General features: G+C 61.2%; 18 protein-coding genes. 6 read left to right on the top strand and 12 right to left on the bottom strand.

Features of this window, described 5'->3' with window-relative positions; translation table 11 throughout:
- Window positions 1–136: 136 nt before the first annotated feature.
- On the bottom strand, window positions 137–742 hold the full coding sequence (locus BX592_RS07620) for a short chain dehydrogenase (protein ID WP_134191072.1): 606 nt from the start codon (window positions 740–742) through the stop codon (window positions 137–139).
- 116 nt (window positions 743–858) lie between these two features.
- Window positions 859–1,257, bottom strand: a complete 399-nt coding sequence (locus BX592_RS07625) for a DUF3005 domain-containing protein (RefSeq protein ID WP_243849420.1) — start codon at window positions 1,255–1,257, stop codon at window positions 859–861.
- A gap of 488 nt (window positions 1,258–1,745) precedes the next feature.
- Here BX592_RS07625 and BX592_RS07630 point away from each other — a divergent pair, with 488 nt between their 5' ends.
- Complete coding sequence (locus BX592_RS07630) at window positions 1,746–1,979, top strand: hypothetical protein (RefSeq protein ID WP_134191074.1); 234 nt, start codon at window positions 1,746–1,748, stop codon at window positions 1,977–1,979.
- Window positions 1,980–2,170: 191 nt separating this feature from the next.
- Window positions 2,171–3,112, top strand: coding sequence for a serine O-acetyltransferase EpsC (gene epsC, locus BX592_RS07635; protein WP_134191075.1), 942 nt, complete (start codon window positions 2,171–2,173; stop codon window positions 3,110–3,112).
- Window positions 3,113–3,148: 36 nt separating this feature from the next.
- On the opposite strand, the gene folE is transcribed toward epsC, so the two are convergent.
- The 3 genes from folE to BX592_RS07650 all read right to left on the bottom strand — a co-directional run bounded on the left by folE (window position 3,149) and on the right by BX592_RS07650 (window position 5,162).
- Window positions 3,149–3,799 (bottom strand): GTP cyclohydrolase I FolE, encoded by a 651-nt coding sequence (gene folE / locus BX592_RS07640; protein WP_134191076.1) that lies wholly within the window; start codon window positions 3,797–3,799, stop codon window positions 3,149–3,151.
- A gap of 342 nt (window positions 3,800–4,141) precedes the next feature.
- Window positions 4,142–4,417, bottom strand: coding sequence for a hypothetical protein (locus BX592_RS07645; protein WP_134191077.1), 276 nt, complete (start codon window positions 4,415–4,417; stop codon window positions 4,142–4,144).
- Window positions 4,418–4,802: 385 nt separating this feature from the next.
- Complete coding sequence (locus BX592_RS07650) at window positions 4,803–5,162, bottom strand: hypothetical protein (protein WP_134191078.1); 360 nt, start codon at window positions 5,160–5,162, stop codon at window positions 4,803–4,805.
- Here BX592_RS07650 and BX592_RS07655 point away from each other — a divergent pair.
- Together BX592_RS07655 and BX592_RS07660 are read left to right on the top strand one after the other, a co-directional pair.
- Window positions 5,152–5,838, top strand: coding sequence for a 3-oxoacid CoA-transferase subunit A (locus tag BX592_RS07655; protein WP_134191079.1), 687 nt, complete (start codon window positions 5,152–5,154; stop codon window positions 5,836–5,838). The two genes, BX592_RS07650 and BX592_RS07655, sit on opposite strands and share 11 nt — an antisense overlap.
- Window positions 5,839–5,851: 13 nt before the next feature.
- Complete coding sequence (locus BX592_RS07660; RefSeq protein WP_134191080.1) at window positions 5,852–6,550, top strand: 3-oxoacid CoA-transferase subunit B; 699 nt, start codon at window positions 5,852–5,854, stop codon at window positions 6,548–6,550.
- A gap of 81 nt (window positions 6,551–6,631) precedes the next feature.
- Here the strand turns inward: BX592_RS07660 and BX592_RS07665 are convergent, their stop codons facing one another.
- Window positions 6,632–6,883: a hypothetical protein gene (locus BX592_RS07665; RefSeq protein WP_134191081.1), complete on the bottom strand. Its 252-nt coding sequence runs from the start codon at window positions 6,881–6,883 to the stop codon at window positions 6,632–6,634.
- Between the two features lie 155 nt (window positions 6,884–7,038).
- Between BX592_RS07665 and BX592_RS07670 the strand changes: the two genes are divergently transcribed.
- Window positions 7,039–7,560 (top strand): DUF6496 domain-containing protein, encoded by a 522-nt coding sequence (locus BX592_RS07670; protein ID WP_134191082.1) that lies wholly within the window; start codon window positions 7,039–7,041, stop codon window positions 7,558–7,560.
- 3 nt (window positions 7,561–7,563) lie between these two features.
- Here the strand turns inward: BX592_RS07670 and aptA are convergent, their stop codons facing one another.
- A complete protein-coding gene (gene aptA, locus BX592_RS07675) occupies window positions 7,564–8,892 on the bottom strand; it encodes an omega-aminotransferase AptA (RefSeq protein WP_134191083.1) in 1,329 nt (442 codons plus the stop codon).
- A gap of 150 nt (window positions 8,893–9,042) precedes the next feature.
- Between aptA and BX592_RS07680 the strand changes: the two genes are divergently transcribed.
- The gene (locus BX592_RS07680; protein WP_134191084.1) at window positions 9,043–10,446 is read left to right on the top strand and encodes an aminotransferase-like domain-containing protein; all 1,404 of its coding nucleotides are present in this window, start codon (window positions 9,043–9,045) and stop codon (window positions 10,444–10,446) included.
- A gap of 153 nt (window positions 10,447–10,599) precedes the next feature.
- On the opposite strand, the gene BX592_RS07685 is transcribed toward BX592_RS07680, so the two are convergent.
- The 5 genes from BX592_RS07685 to BX592_RS07705 all read right to left on the bottom strand — a co-directional run bounded on the left by BX592_RS07685 (window position 10,600) and on the right by BX592_RS07705 (window position 14,596).
- The gene (locus tag BX592_RS07685; protein ID WP_166676317.1) at window positions 10,600–11,736 is read right to left on the bottom strand and encodes a branched-chain amino acid ABC transporter substrate-binding protein; all 1,137 of its coding nucleotides are present in this window, start codon (window positions 11,734–11,736) and stop codon (window positions 10,600–10,602) included.
- Between the two features lie 375 nt (window positions 11,737–12,111).
- Window positions 12,112–12,549 carry a universal stress protein gene (locus BX592_RS07690; RefSeq protein ID WP_166676318.1) on the bottom strand — a complete coding sequence of 146 codons (438 nt, stop codon included), beginning with the start codon at window positions 12,547–12,549 and terminating at the stop codon, window positions 12,112–12,114.
- Window positions 12,550–12,747: 198 nt separating this feature from the next.
- Window positions 12,748–13,236, bottom strand: coding sequence for a hypothetical protein (locus BX592_RS07695; RefSeq protein WP_134191086.1), 489 nt, complete (start codon window positions 13,234–13,236; stop codon window positions 12,748–12,750).
- Window positions 13,237–13,449: 213 nt separating this feature from the next.
- Window positions 13,450–14,064, bottom strand: coding sequence for a LysE family translocator (locus BX592_RS07700; RefSeq protein ID WP_134191087.1), 615 nt, complete (start codon window positions 14,062–14,064; stop codon window positions 13,450–13,452).
- 262 nt (window positions 14,065–14,326) lie between these two features.
- Window positions 14,327–14,596, bottom strand: a complete 270-nt coding sequence (locus BX592_RS07705; protein WP_134191088.1) for a YbdD/YjiX family protein — start codon at window positions 14,594–14,596, stop codon at window positions 14,327–14,329.
- Window positions 14,597–14,598: the final 2 nt, after the last annotated feature.

A 14,598-nucleotide genomic window follows, 5' to 3' on the forward strand; every position in this document is an offset into this window, starting at 1 on the left:
CGCGTTTCACGCGCGGCTACGGCGCGATGCACCAGATTCACGTGATGCAGGCCGACAAGGGCTGCGACTTCGATTTCCTGCAGCGCGGCGGCGCCGCACCGAACGGCGAGCCCGAGATTCACTGAACGGAAATCGCTCAGTAGCCGACGCGATAAACGCGACCCGTTTGCGCGCCTTCGACGCTGCGCAGATACGCGAGCGCCGCACGTTGTGCGCTGACCGGCTCGAAGCCGCGGAAATACGGCGCGTAACTGTCCATCGCTTCGCTCAGCACGGTCGGGCTCACGAGATTGATCCGGATGCCGCGCGGCAACTCGATGGCCGCGCCGCGCACGAAGCCTTCTAGCGCGAGATTGACTGTGGTTGCGCTGACGCCCTCGCGAATCGGCTCGTCGGCGAGAATGCCGCTCGTCAACGTGAACGAGCCGCCATCGTTCACATAGCGCAGCGCAGCCATCACCACATTAACCTGACCCATCAGCTTGTCGTCTAGCCCCTTGCGGAACTGCTCGATAGTCATTTCCGGCAGCGGGCCGAAGTAGACTTTGCCGGTTGCCGTGACGACGCCATCCACCTGACCGATCTGGCTGAACAGCTGTTCGACACTCGCAGGGTCCGTGCTATCGACGCGATGCGCGCCACGCCTCGCACCGACTTCGATGACCTCGTGCCGCGCCTTCAACTCGCGCACGACAGCTTGGCCTAGCGTGCCGGTGGCACCGATCACAACGATTTTTTTCATCTTGCGCTCCGCCACGAGTAACGATGGTGGAGCAGATTGTCACAGTGCAATTGCACGGAAACAAGTACATTGCGCACCCGTGAGGGAAAGTACGCGCGATACGAATTTACCTGTCGCTACTTGTTCCGCTTGATTTCAATGATGCGCGCGGGCCGTTGATGATTGAGCGCATAGTGCACGCGGCCGCGAAATTGCGGATCTTTCTGCGCACGCTCGACATCCGTCTGCGCGGACAGCCGCTGGGCCGGACGCCTGGGTTCTTCAGGCGCCATCATGCCTTTCTCGATCACCGTGTAGCCGGGTTCCACCGCCAGAAGCAAACGATTGCCGCCCGGTCGGCTGTCGAAACCCGCGAGCCCGTCGTCGGCTTCGGGCATGCTGTTGTCGAGGGTCGCATTGCTGGTCGTGACCTCGTCCGGACCGATCGCGCCGTATCCCGCGAGGCGCGCAGCTTCGCGATTCTTGCCGTCCGTATCGACCGTGCTGTCGTGTGTGCGATCGTTGTGCGTCTCCATGCTGAGAGTGGATTGCCCGGGTGTTTGCGCGTGCTTGTCGGCTGGGGCGAGCTGATCAGATTTCAACGGGTTCATCGATGTTCCTCCTTACGAATTGGCTTCGTGAGCGCTGCATGAGTACGCGAGGGAATCGCTTCGCGCATCTGCAAGCGTTGAGCGTGATCTTGCAAGTCGTATCGATGCGAGGCGTCTAACCGAACGTTCGACACGTCTTTATGTGTCGTTCAGCAAGACCCGTTCCGGACAGCGCGAGCGAAAACGGAAAGCATCAGCATGCGGTCCTGCTTAATGCGTCGGCCAACCGTCGCCGTCATTTTTTTGTGTTTTTTTAATGGACGCGAATTTTCTACAGAGTATGATCGTTATTCGACCAGGCGTCGGCGGTTAGTAATAATCCTAACTGTTGTCGCATACACTAATGGCCGATGTGGTTGTACGGTAATGCACTTTCTCGAACCGTCAATGAGGCAGTCAGGAGCTGATGACTCATGCATGTCGATGCTGCATTCACTCATCGCGGCTATTTGTTGAATTGCTCGCCGGCCCGCGCGGGCGACGGAACCTGGCAAGCGTATGTCGTCGTATCCCGTTCGAGCGACGGCGAACTGGTTGCCAACCGGTTCTTTCCCACCGAACTTCGCTTCAACGACGAAGCCTCCGCCATCGCGCACGCGCGCGACTGGGCCGTGCGCTGGATCGACGCCAGCAGCATGACCATCTGATCGATCTGACGTAACTTCGCGGCCGCACGCAACTGCCACGACCCGCAGCGTAGGGGTCCCGCGCGTGCGGCGCGTGCCGCATTGACCGTCCGAACCCGCAAGGCGGTAGCGCACGAGTCTGCGGAAAACGCGGTAATCTCTGGGGACAATTCACTTTTTGCCGCGCTCGCCACGCGGCTGCTGTCCTCGCCATGTCAAACGTTTCGCCGAATCAGTGGGGTCTCGAACAGATCGTCGCGGACTTGCGCGCCTCACGCGAACAGCTGCATCGCACACGTCATCCGCTGGGTATTCGCGAGTTGCCATCGCGCGAAGCGGTGATCAACATCGTCGCCGGCTTGCGTGCCGCTCTCTTTCCGACGCATTGGGGTGCGCCCGACCTGACCGATGAGAGCGTCGACTATTACGTCGGACACACACTCGAAAGCACGTTGCGTCTGCTTGCCGAACAGATCCGCCGTGCGCTGCGTTTTTTGCCTGAGCACGCGCAAACGCCGGACGCGGATCTCAACGCTCGTGCGTTCGAAGTCGCGCGCGAATTCGGCACGCAGCTGCCGGCCATTCGCGCGCTACTCGTCAGCGATATTCAGGCGGCGTACACGGGCGACCCTGCCGCGCAGCACATCACTGAGATCCTGTTGTGCTACCCCGGCGTATGGGCGATGACGCATCATCGTCTCGCGCATGCGCTGCATCGGCTCGGCGTGCCGCTGCTCGCGCGTTTCATCAACGAGATCGCGCATTCGGCGACGGGCATCGATATTCACCCTGGCGCGCAGATCGATTCGAGTTTCTTTATCGATCACGGCACGGGCGTCGTGATTGGCGAGACCGCGATCATCGGCAAGAACGTTCGCGTTTATCAGGCGGTGACGCTCGGTGCGAAAAGCTTCGCGGCCGACATCGACGGCGCGCTGATCAAGGGCAACGCGCGGCACCCGATTGTCGAGGACGACGTCGTGATCTATGCAGGCGCGACGATTCTCGGACGCGTGACGATCGGGCGCGGCTCGGTGATCGGCGGCAACGTGTGGTTGACACATAGTGTGCCGCCGGGCAGCAGCGTGTCGCAGGGCAAGGTGCGCGAAGGTGAACGCAGCCGCGAGCGCGGCAACGACGACGGCGCGCGGTAAATCAGCGCCGTGCCGCGCGTTCGCGCATGGCTACGTCTACGTGTTCGCGACGATCACCGACGACGGGCTGCCGACAATCGACAGAAACTCGCGGCGCGTCGAAGGGTCGGTACGGAACGTGCCAAGCATCCGCGATGTGACCATTTCGACGCCGGCCTTGTGTACGCCGCGCGTCGACATGCACTGGTGTGCCGCTTCGAGAATCACGCCCACGCCTTTCGGTTGCAGCACTTCGTTTAGCGTGTCGGCAATCTGAACGGTCATCTTCTCCTGAATCTGCAGGCGCTTCGCGAACGCATCGACGAGCCGCGCGAGCTTCGAGATGCCGACTACGCGATGTTCAGGCAAATAAGCGACATGTGCGCGGCCGATGATCGGCACCATATGGTGTTCGCAATAGCTCTCGAAGCGAATGTCCTTCAGCACGATCATTTCGTCGTAACCGTCTACTTCCGAGAATGTGCGAGCGAGGATGTCGCGCGGTTCGACGTGATAGCCCGCGAAGAATTCTTCGTAGGCGCGCACGACGCGCGCCGGTGTATCGATCAGCCCTTCGCGCCGAGGGTCGTCGCCGGCCCAACGCAATAGCACGCGCACTGCATCTTCGGCTTCTTCGCGACTCGGGCGGGAGGCGGATGCGCGTTGTTTTAGCGTAGCCGGCTTCATTTTCTTCTTGCTTGTGGTCATCTTTCCTCCTGGTTCACGTATCGCGAAACGCAACAACGCGTGCGCTTCGTTTTGTCATCTGATTGTCGTGGTTGTCGTGGATGGCCCTTTGTCTCGTTGAAGGTTTCGTGCCAGCCTGCGACGCGAGACCTGAGTCGATTGTATCGGACGTTTGCGGACCGACGATGCGGGCTGCATCGGTGGAGGCGGCCGCGTAGCGCGCAACGGTCGGGGCGGTGTTCAGAAGGTGGGACGACGCGAAGCACTGGGTCGCGTCAGGCGGGATTTGAACGCAGTCATCTCGTGCACGAGTGGTTGCCGGCTCTTATTATTTTGTGAGAATCGCATGCGGGCAAAACGGCGTTATGCGTGCGCGGGGTCCATCCGCACGTGTTTCAACCATTCCTCGCCCGATGGTAGATGCGACACCAGCGCCACCGCTCGCGCGGCGCTGTCGCCCTGCGCGGCAATGCAACTCTCGTTGAGAATCGCGGACTGCAAATAGAAAAGAAACATCAACGCGCCGCCACCGTATCGGCTGGCCACCACATCGAGCGAATCGACTTCGTCGAGCAGTTCGCGCACGAAGCGCGACGAGAGGCTCGCGCGATGCATTGACACGATGGCCTCGACGGCCATGTCGGCTGATCGGCCGGGATCGTCATCGGGTATGTCGGTCGCGCGGATCGCCTGGGAATGAACGAGACACTGCATCACATCAGCAGTAAAGTCGGCACACGAGTACGTCATAATCTATTCCGGATAAATCAGACTCATAACAAGCTTCTTACGCCTCTTCAGGATAGTAAGCAATCCGATATGTGGTGAGTCGAAATTGCAGTGAAATACGCCTGGCGTTATTTATATCAAAAAGAAGGCGGCTTGGCAGCGACGTTGTCGGAATGGCCGCGGTTCAATGCGAAGTAAGCAACACATAGGCTAGTCCGATGCTGCCTGATATCGGAAATGCGCCGCCATATTTATGCAAAATGCTTGGTGATTCAATTACGGATGAGTCGGGTAGTCAAATCAGATAGCGATCCGAACAGTTTTTTATTAACAAGAAAATCGCATTGCCGCAATCGTATCGGCCTAACCGTTCGTCCGTTTCAAGGTCATCTGTCGCGTTGCGTTCGCCGGGGACGGGACGGCGCTTCGATGGTCGCGATGCGGCGTCCTTGACAAGCCGTCCGGCGGCCTCGGATAATGCCTCGATGCGTTCGCTAAACGAATCGATGTTCTTATGGCGAACTTTTTTGAGGCGTCTTTGCAGCGTCTTTGAGACGTCTTTGCAGCGTCTGTTTGCAGCGCTTGTTTGCGACGTTTTGTTGGCGACGTGTGCGTGACCACGCGAGTTGCCCGAGGAACTTCTGATGATCAACAAGATTTTCGACTCCCTTCCGTCAGCCGTCGCCGATGTGCATGACGGCGCGACCGTCATGATCGGCGGCTTCGGCACGGCCGGCATGCCGTCCGAATTGATTGACGCGTTGATCGCGCAGGGCGCGCGAGATCTGACGATCGTGAACAACAACGCGGGCAATGGCGAAATCGGGCTTGCCGCGCTGTTGAAGGCCAAGCGCGTGCGCAAAATCATTTGCTCGTTTCCGCGCCAGACCGACTCGCATGTGTTCGACGCGCTGTACCGCGCCGGCGACATCGAACTCGAACTCGTGCCGCAGGGCAATCTCGCGGAGCGCATTCGCGCCGCGGGCGCCGGCATTGGCGGTTTCTTCACGCCGACCGGTTACGGTACGGAGCTTTCAAAAGGTAAGGAAGCACGCGTGATCGACGGTAAGCCGTACGTGCTTGAAGCGCCTCTGCATGCCGATTTCGCGTTGATCAAGGCGTACAAGGGCGACCGCTGGGGCAACCTGATCTATCGGAAAACCGCACGCAATTTCGGCCCGATCATGGCCACGGCTGCAAAGACCGCGATCGTGCAGGTGTCGGAAATCGTGCCGCTCGGCGCGCTCGACCCGGAAGAAATCGTCACGCCCGGCATTTTCGTGCAGCGGGTTATTGAAGTGCCGCAAGCGTCGCAAGCCGCCGCCGCCTGACGAGGAGAGAACGATGAAACGACTGACTCGCGATGAAATGGCCAAGCGCGTTGCGCGCGATATTCCGGAAGGCGCGTATGTGAATCTTGGCATCGGTGTGCCGACGCTGGTTGCGAACCATCTCGCGGCCGACAAGGAAATCTTCCTGCACAGCGAGAACGGTGTGTTGGGCATGGGGCCCGCGCCTGCGCCCGGCGAAGAAGACGACGAACTGATCAACGCCGGCAAACAGCACGTGACGCTGCTGACCGGCGGCGCATTCTTTCACCACGCTGATTCGTTCGCGATGATGCGTGGCGGTCATCTGGACTACTGCGTGTTGGGCGCGTTTCAGGTGTCGGTGGAAGGCGATCTCGCGAACTGGCACACCGGCGCGCCCGATGCGATTCCGGCGGTCGGCGGCGCGATGGATCTCGCAATCGGCGCGAAACAGGTGTTCGTGATGATGGAGCACCTGACCAAGCAGGGCGAGAGCAAGATCGTCAACCACTGCTGTTACCCTGTGACGGGCGTCAACTGTGTCGATCGAATCTACACAGATCTTGCGATGATCGATGTGACGCGCGATGGGCTCGTCGTGCGCGAGATCTTTTCCGACATCGACTTTGCGACGTTGCAGCAGTTATCCGGTGTGCCGCTGAAGGACGGCACAAACGCGCACAGCACAAACGCGGATACGCCTGGCGGTAGCGCGGCATCACGCGTCGTGTAACGCGAAAACGGGTGGTCAAACGGCTGCGGTTGCGATAACCGCATTGACCGCAAAGATCGCCGCATCCCCATCATGCGGCGCTCACTCTTCCGCGTCATGTTCGGCCACAAAGCGGCGCAGATACGCGAGCACAGCCGCTTCAGCCGCGCGATGATCGGCGCAGCTTTTCGAGCCGGCGTTCTGTTCGTCGCCGAATAACGTGGCTGGCGCATCGTGAACGTCGACCTCCTGTCCCTCCCGGAAGATCCGGATCTCGTGGACGTTCTCCGTGTATTCGGCGACCCAGTGAATTCCTTCGATGTGGGCGCCTGCCCTGACTGGCGGTATCTTCATGAGGCTCTCCCGGCGCGCCGGCATATCGAGCGGCGCTCCCTATAACCATACGCTGTCGCGGCGCGTCCCGCATCCGGACTTGCGTATGCGCCGCGGCGAACGAGGCACACGCGTTGCTCAACGATTCAGGCCAACAGCCACTCTGGAGGACTGTCATGCCTGAAAAGAAAACACTCAGCCGCGCGCAAGCCGATAAACGCGCGGGTAAGGCGCCGAGCACTCAGGCCGGCGAGTTCGTGAAGGAAGAAATCGATCACGTGCGCGAAGGAAAGCACGGTGTGCGGTCGGCGAAGCAGGCGGTTGCGATCGGGTTGTCAAAAGCACGGCGCGCGGGCGTTGCGCTAAAGCCGCCGAAGCCCGGCAAGACGAGCGCGGCTACGCGCAAGAAGGCACAGCAGGACACGGCCGCGGGCAGAAAATCCACGGCGAAAAAGAGCGCAAGTACGGAATCAACGTCCAGGCGCTCGCGCGTGAGTTCATCGGTGCTCAAACGCGAAAGCGGGCGCGGTGCGTCAAGTGCGGCGCTGTCGAAGCAGACGAAGTCCGCCGCTGGCCGCCGGTCCGCGGCGAGCCGCTCGGCGGCCGCGAAGAAGGGCGCGGCCACCAAGGGCGCAGCCGGCCGCTCCGCGGCTGCGAAGAAGGCCGCCCACACGAGAGCGGCGCGCGCGCATCATTGATCGTCAGGCGACGGTGGCGAGCACGTTGCGCACGGTGTCGAAGATGCGCGCGATTTGCGCTTCGTCGATGATCAACGGCGGCGAGAACGCAAGGATATCGCCGGTAAAGCGGACCAGCACGCCGGCCTCGAAGCATTTGACGAACGCTTCGTAGGCGCGCGCGCCTGGCGCGCCTACGCGCGGCTCGAGTTCGACGCCGGCGACGAGCCCGAGGTTGCGGATGTCCTTCACGTGCGTTGCATCGCGCAGCGCGTGCACCGCCTTTTCGAACCCCGGCGCGAGCGACGCGGCCCGCTCGAACAGCGCGTCGCGCCGATACAGATCAAGCGTGGCGATTGCCGCGGCGGCCGCGGCCGGATGCGCGGAATACGTGTAGCCGTGGAACAGTTCGATCGCGCCCGGCGCACCGTTGCCGACAATCGTGTCATGCACGGTGCGGCTTGCCGCCACCGCGCCCATTGGAATGGCTGCGTTGTTGATCGCCTTCGCCATCGTTAGCAGGTCCGGCGTCACGCCGAAGTATTCGCTCGCGGTGGCCTTGCCGAGACGTCCGAAGCCGGTGATCACCTCGTCGAAGATCAGCAGAATGCCGTGCTTCGTGCAGATTTCGCGCAGTCGCTGCAGATAACCTTGCGGCGGAATCAGCACACCGGTCGAACCTGCTACCGGCTCGACGATCACCGCGGCGATCGTCGACGCGTCGTGCAGAGCGATGAGCCGTTCGAGTTCGTCGGCCAGATGCGCGCCCCATGCCGGTTGGCCCTTCGAAAACGCGTTGTGTGCGAGATCGTGCGTATGCGGCAGATGGTCGACAGCAGGCAGCAGCGCACCCGAATACGCTTTGCGGTTCGCCGGAATGCCGCCCACCGACGTGCCGCCGAAACCGACGCCGTGGTAGCCGCGCTCGCGTCCGATGAGCCGTGTGCGCTGTCCTTCGCCGCGCGCGCGGTGATACGCGAGCGCGATCTTCAACGCGGTATCGACCGATTCCGAGCCCGAGTTCGTGAAGAAGATCCGGTCGAGACCGGCCGGCATCAGCTCCGCGACTTTCGACGCCGCTTCGAACGCGAGCGGATGACCCATCTGGAAAGTCGGCGCGAAATCGAGCGTCGACAGCTGCTTCGTGATGGCTGCGACAATCTCGTCGCGGCTGTGTCCGGCGTTCACGCACCACAAGCCCGCGCAGCCGTCGAGCACTTCGCGGCCGTCGGTCGTACGGTAGTACATCCCTTTCGCCGATTCGAGCAGCCGCGGCGCGTCCTTGAACTGGCGGTTGGCCGTGAACGGCATCCAGAACGACGACAGATCATCGATGGTCGGGCGCGAAGTCATAGTGGTGGTTTCCTTTGGAATATCGGACGTCCGACTCGGAATATCGGAGCTGTCAATGTAGCGTTACCGGTCCGGCCGCGCACATAAACAGTTAAGCTACTGATCTGGTAACTGTGCTGGCAGAATGCCGGAAACTGTGCTGGTGTCCCGATGATCGAACTCGATTTGAACCGCGACCGCCGCGGCGCGCCCACCCTCGTCGAGCAGGTGGTGCAAGGCTTCGCGCGCGCGATTGACGCGCAGGCGTTGCGCGCCGGCGCGCAACTGCCGTCGGTGCGGCAGCTTGCACATATGCATGGGCTCAGCACGTTTACTGTCACGGAGGCGTACAGCCGGCTGGTATCGATGGGGTTGGTGGTGGCGCGGCGCGGCTCCGGCTATCGCGTCGCAGCGCGCGCGCAGGCGGGTCGGGTGCGCGCGACGGAATGGCAGCCGCCCAGCCTGACTGCGACGTGGCTGCTCTCGGACGTGTTCGCCGACCATTCGGTGCCGATCAAGGCGGGCGGCGGCTGGCTGCCGAACGAGTGGATCAACGAAACGGGCTTGCAGCACGCGCTACGCGGCTTGAGCCGCGTGCCGGCGGCACGGCTGGGCGACTACGGTCACCCGTATGGTTTCGCGCCGCTGCGCGCACGCGTCGCGCAGTACGTCGACCGGCTCGGCTTGCCGGTCGATGTGCCGAATGTGCTGCTCACGCAAGGCGCGACGCAGGCGCTCGATCTGGCCGTGCGCACGCTGCTGCGCGCGGGCGATGCCGTGGTGGTCGAAGATCCGGGCTACTGCAATCTGCTGCAAATTCTGAAGCTGGCGGGTTTGACCGTGTATGGGGTGCCGCGCACACCGGCTGGCATCGATACCGATGCGCTCGAAACGCTCGTCGACATGCATCGGCCGAAGGCGATCTTCGTCAACACGACGCTGCAAAATCCGACCGGCTCGACGTTTGGCATGGCAGCGGCGTTCCGGCTGCTGCAGATCGCCGAGCGGCACCGGATGTGGGTGGTCGAAGACGATGTGAGCCGCGAGCTCGCGCCGCCCGGTGCGCCATTGCTCGCCGCGATGGAGGGGTTGCAGCGCGTGCTGTATATCGGCGGCTTCTCGAAGACGGTGACGCCGTCGCTGCGCTGCGGGTATGTCGTGGCCGAACGCGATGTGGTGCGCGAACTCGCGCGTACGAAGATGGCGGTCGGGCTGACGTCGTCGGAGGCGGTCGAGCGGGTCGTCGACAAGGTGCTGCATGAGGGCCGCCATGCGCGCCATGTCGAAGCCGTCAACGAGAAATTGCGGGCTGCGCACGCGACGGTCGAGGAGCGCATCGACGCATGCGGCCTCGAGCTGTTTCACCGGCCGCGCGCCGGGCTGTTCCTTTGGGCACGCTTACCGGTCGAGCCGGAGCGCGCGAGTGCGGTCGCGACCGCGGCGCTCGCCGACGGCATCTGGCTTGCACCCGGCTCGTACTTTCGTCCGGACGATGCGCCGAGCGCCTGGTTTCGCTTTAACGTACCGCATTCGACCGGTGATGCGCTGTGGCGCTTCATCGAACGGATCAGATAACGCCAAGATAAAGCGGCCTTCTCGCACACGATAAACGTCATCGGGCGACACACTGCGCGCAGCGTGTCGCCCGGATGAAAATCGCGCATCAGTGCGTTAGTGGATCAGTGCATCGAGATTTTCGATTTACGCCGTACGAACGCGACATCGCACTTACATCTGAACGGACTCGATCAGCGTCCGCTTGCCCGCCTTATAGTCATACAGCGAAATCACGCCGTGCTTGAGGTCGCCCTTCGAGTCAAACGTGGTTTCGCCGATCACACCCTTGTAGTCGGTGTTCGGCATCACGGCGAGGATCTTCCCCGGATCGGTCGAGTTCGCGCGCTTCATCGCGTCGATCACGATGTTCACCGCGTCATACGCGAACGGTGCGTAGATCTGGACCGGCTGGCCGTATTGCTTCTCGTACTTCGCCGCGAATGCCTTGCCGCCCGGCATCTTCTGCAACGCCATGCCGATATCCGAACACACGATGTTGTCGGCCGCGTCGCCCGCGAGCTCAGCGAGCTTCTCGCTACATGCGCCGTCGCCGCCCAGCACCTTCGCGCGCAAGCCGAGCTGCTTGGCCTGCTTCGCGAACGGGCCAGCGGTCGCGTCCATGCCGCCGTACATGATCGCGTCCGGATTCTCACCCTTGATCTTCGTCAGAATCGCGCGGAAGTCGACGGCCTTGTCGTTCGTCGCATCGTGCGACAGCACGTTCAGACCCAACGATTTCGCGGTCTTTTCGAATTCGTTCGCGAGGCCCTGGCCGTACGCGGTCGAATCGTCGACGATCGCGACGCGTTTGACCTTCAGCGACTTCGCTGCATAGTTCGCGAGCGCCGGGCCTTGCTGCGCATCGGTGGCAACCACGCGATACGTGGTCTTGAAGCCTTGCTGCGTGTAAGCGGGGTTCGACGCCGCCGGCGAGATCTGCACGATGCCCGCATCGCTATAGATCTTCGAAGCCGGGATCGAAGTGCCGGAGTTCAGGTGACCCACCACCGCGACGACCTTATCGTCGACGACTTTCTGCGCAACCTGCGTGGCCGTACGCGGGTCAGCTGCATCATCTTGCGCGTCGAGCACCAGCGTGATCTTCTGGCCATCGATCGTGAGCCCCTTCGCATTGGATTCGTCGATCGCGAGGCGAGCGCCGTTCTCGATGTCTTTGCCGAGGTGTGCAATCTGACCCGTCGTCGGAGCGACTTCGCCGATCTTGACCGTCTGGTCCGCGTGCGCATTGGTGCACAAAGCAAACGCAATAAGGGTGGCCGTTGATACCTTGGAATACATATAGTTCATTTGTCTTTTTCCGACTAAAGGGATAAATAAAGACTTCTTATGGGAATCGCCGTCGGTCCTGGAAAGAGGAACGGTCGCGCGGGGACTCTCAATGTGCGTCCGGGGATGGCACTTGCCCGCATACTCAGGACGCTTCATCCGGACACTTATTCCGCGGGTGATTTTCTTTAATTTGCGTAGGAAAGTGTCGTGGCACAGAACGGTTGGCGTGACGGCGAAAAACGGAGGAACTGCGCCAATGCGTGCTATTTCGGCGCGTACGGTGACGCAATTTCGGATGCATCGCGATGCATCGCAATCCGGATGCACAGCAGCCGATTCAAATAGGGATGCAAACGATGGACGAGAACGGTAGCGAAAAAATGCGGACGCTTATCAACCAAGCGCGAAACGGCTACCTCGCGTGACTTCTTTCTTGACCAGCGTGACCGGACAAGGCGCAAGACGGATCAGCCGGTGCAGCACAGCCTGCGCCGACAGGCGGTCGAACCATGACTTGAATGTGCAGCCGATCACGATCTGTCCGACGTTGTATTCGATCGCGTATCGAACGATCTCATCGACATGGTTGCCAACCTTCAACGCCAGATGCACTTGCTGTCCGCGCGACGCGAAGTCCGCTCTGAGTGCTTCCATCAGCTGCTGGCGTGAATCCACGCTCGCCGCGATTGCGCTGTCGGTGGCGATGTCGAGTCCGATTTTCGGCAGCGGCACGACAGACAGTACATGAAGCCGTACGCCATTGCGTGACGCGAGTTCCGCAGCCAATAGAACACCGCTATATGAATGCTCGGAGCCATCGTATACGGCCATCACGTATCTCATCGCGATCCTCGATCAGGGACAATGCAGTTGAGACGCCCGCTGATATCAGTTTATTCCGGCCGCGTGCCTGCATAGCAAAACTTTCGGACATGGCGAGTGAAGGACGAATGGCCGGCAGATAAACTGAAGCGCAAAGAAAAACGGCGCCGTTGGCCGGCGCCGTGATCGGGATGCAAATGCGTCGTGCTATGACTGCTGAACGCGAGCAACCAGCCGGTCACTGAGTTGCACGACTTCGAACAGCGTGCCCGCCGTGTAATGCGTGACCAGCAGGCCGGCGCGCTGCAGATTGCCGTTTTCCGAGTAGGCGAGTTCGACCAGATAGTTCGGCAGCAGCAACGCGGCGGCGGTGATCTTGGTCGCGGCATCACGGCCTACTACGCCGAATGCGTGCATCGTCTCGCGAAGTTCGAGCGCGGTATGCGCAAGTAGCCAGAACTTCAGGATTTCTTTATCGGATTCGGTGAGCTGGGACTGCTCGTCGAGACGGTCGACCAATTCGACCGTGGCTCGCGCGGCCCGCACGCGATCGGACATGTCCGACGCGGGGTGATCCTGGTCCGCAATGCGCTCAAGAAACAACCCCTGATTTTCCGCGAGGTGATGCTGGCGGCTCAGGCGCCGTAGCAACACCGTGACGGTGTCGTGCGGCGAGTGATGTCGTATACCTAGCATGGCTTGCCAAACACGAAGTGCAATACGGGGAGCATGAAATGGCGGTGCCAGGTTGCAGCACCGCACAGCACTTACAGTAGCATGCCTGACCGGCGTATGCATCCGCCCGTAAATACGGATGCGCGCGACCGAACGATGTTCAGTCGCGCATAGGGCGGAGCGGTGGATGCGATTGCGCTTCGTTGTTTGACAGCTACCGTGCAAGCCGAAGGGTTAGCCGAACATGCGCAAAGCAATTGGATAGAGCGACAGCACGAGCAGCAGCGCCATGGATATATTGAATGCGCGCAGCGGTCCGGGCTTCGATAGCAAACCCCGCATCGCGGTGCCGAACGCCGCCCACAACGCGATGCACGGCAAGCCGATCACGTAGAACACGGCTGCCATGATCGACGCATTGACATCGAAGTCCGCGCTCAGATGAATGGTGGTGGCAGCTGTGAGCACCATCATCCACGCCTTCGGGTTGATCCATTGAAATATCAGCGCTTCATAAAAGCGCATCGGCCGGCGCTCGCCTTCGCGCACACGAACTTCACCAGACGTGCCGATTTTCCACGCCAGATACAGCAGATACAGCACGCTCGCCGTTTCGAGCACCGAGTAGACCAGCGGGAACCGTTGGAACACGGCGCCCAAGCCGAATCCGACCGACAGCATCAGCACGACGACACCGACGCTGATGCCGAAAATATGCGGCACGGTGCGCCTGAAGCCAAAGTTGACGCCCGACGCCAGCAGCATCGTGTTATTGGGGCCGGGTGTGATGCTCGTCACGAGGGCGAACAGGATGCCGGCGGGCAATGCGCTCAGAAGCTCGACGGGCATGGTGGACTCCGCGGGTAGCTGAAGTGATTTCGAAAGCCGAGGTCGTAGTGTATCGGCGTGGGCCGGTACAGTACCGGTACAGATGCGGAGATGAAATCCGGTACAGACAACCGGCCCGCGCTTGGGTCAGTCGAGCGCTTCGCGTAAAACGACAACGAAAATGACGCGCGTGCCTCAACAATGAGGCTGTCCCGCGCGTTAAAGGGGGAAGGTCTACGCGTCCGAACCTGGACGACGACGGCGACGCATGCCGGCGGTCAACTCAGCAGCACCGTGGCCCATTGCGACTGTATTTCCGGTCGATAGACCAAATGAAGAATTCGCGTCGCGATAGCAGCGGATCGCCAGGATGGCGAAGCGCCATGTGCTCGACATAGCGTTCATAGTCCGGGATGCCGAACATCTGCATGCAGGCTGAGCGCATCGTGCGCGCGAACTCGGATAGCCGTGTTCCAGGTGCATCGGTCACGACATCGGCATTCGAGCGTCGGGCCGGCACCGCCGCAAGTTTTCCGTTGAAGATGCGTTTCATGA

Origin of the sequence: Paraburkholderia rhizosphaerae, assembly GCF_004366595.1 — a bacterium.
In the GTDB taxonomy this organism is placed as follows: domain Bacteria; phylum Pseudomonadota; class Gammaproteobacteria; order Burkholderiales; family Burkholderiaceae; genus Paraburkholderia; species Paraburkholderia rhizosphaerae.

Excerpts from the sequence above, each read along its gene's own strand:
- BX592_RS07655 (WP_134191079.1), top strand. The coding sequence starts at position 5,152 with ATGATCAACAAGATTTTCGACTCCCTTCCGTCAGCCGTCGCCGATGTG.
- folE (WP_134191076.1), bottom strand. The coding sequence starts at position 3,799 with ATGACCACAAGCAAGAAGAAAATGAAGCCGGCTACGCTAAAACAACGC.
- BX592_RS07665 (WP_134191081.1), bottom strand. The coding sequence starts at position 6,883 with ATGAAGATACCGCCAGTCAGGGCAGGCGCCCACATCGAAGGAATTCAC.
- BX592_RS07660 (WP_134191080.1), top strand. The coding sequence starts at position 5,852 with ATGAAACGACTGACTCGCGATGAAATGGCCAAGCGCGTTGCGCGCGAT.
- BX592_RS07620 (WP_134191072.1), bottom strand. The coding sequence starts at position 742 with ATGAAAAAAATCGTTGTGATCGGTGCCACCGGCACGCTAGGCCAAGCT.
- BX592_RS07695 (WP_134191086.1), bottom strand. The coding sequence starts at position 13,236 with ATGCTAGGTATACGACATCACTCGCCGCACGACACCGTCACGGTGTTG.
- BX592_RS07690 (WP_166676318.1), bottom strand. The coding sequence starts at position 12,549 with ATGGCCGTATACGATGGCTCCGAGCATTCATATAGCGGTGTTCTATTG.
- BX592_RS07670 (WP_134191082.1), top strand. The coding sequence starts at position 7,039 with ATGCCTGAAAAGAAAACACTCAGCCGCGCGCAAGCCGATAAACGCGCG.
- BX592_RS07705 (WP_134191088.1), bottom strand. The coding sequence starts at position 14,596 with ATGAAACGCATCTTCAACGGAAAACTTGCGGCGGTGCCGGCCCGACGC.
- BX592_RS07645 (WP_134191077.1), bottom strand. The coding sequence starts at position 4,417 with ATGGCCGTCGAGGCCATCGTGTCAATGCATCGCGCGAGCCTCTCGTCG.
- BX592_RS07700 (WP_134191087.1), bottom strand. The coding sequence starts at position 14,064 with ATGCCCGTCGAGCTTCTGAGCGCATTGCCCGCCGGCATCCTGTTCGCC.
- BX592_RS07685 (WP_166676317.1), bottom strand. The coding sequence starts at position 11,736 with ATGAACTATATGTATTCCAAGGTATCAACGGCCACCCTTATTGCGTTT.
- aptA (WP_134191083.1), bottom strand. The coding sequence starts at position 8,892 with ATGACTTCGCGCCCGACCATCGATGATCTGTCGTCGTTCTGGATGCCG.
- BX592_RS07625 (WP_243849420.1), bottom strand. The coding sequence starts at position 1,257 with ATGGAGACGCACAACGATCGCACACACGACAGCACGGTCGATACGGAC.
- BX592_RS07680 (WP_134191084.1), top strand. The coding sequence starts at position 9,043 with ATGATCGAACTCGATTTGAACCGCGACCGCCGCGGCGCGCCCACCCTC.
- epsC (WP_134191075.1), top strand. The coding sequence starts at position 2,171 with ATGTCAAACGTTTCGCCGAATCAGTGGGGTCTCGAACAGATCGTCGCG.
- BX592_RS07630 (WP_134191074.1), top strand. The coding sequence starts at position 1,746 with ATGCATGTCGATGCTGCATTCACTCATCGCGGCTATTTGTTGAATTGC.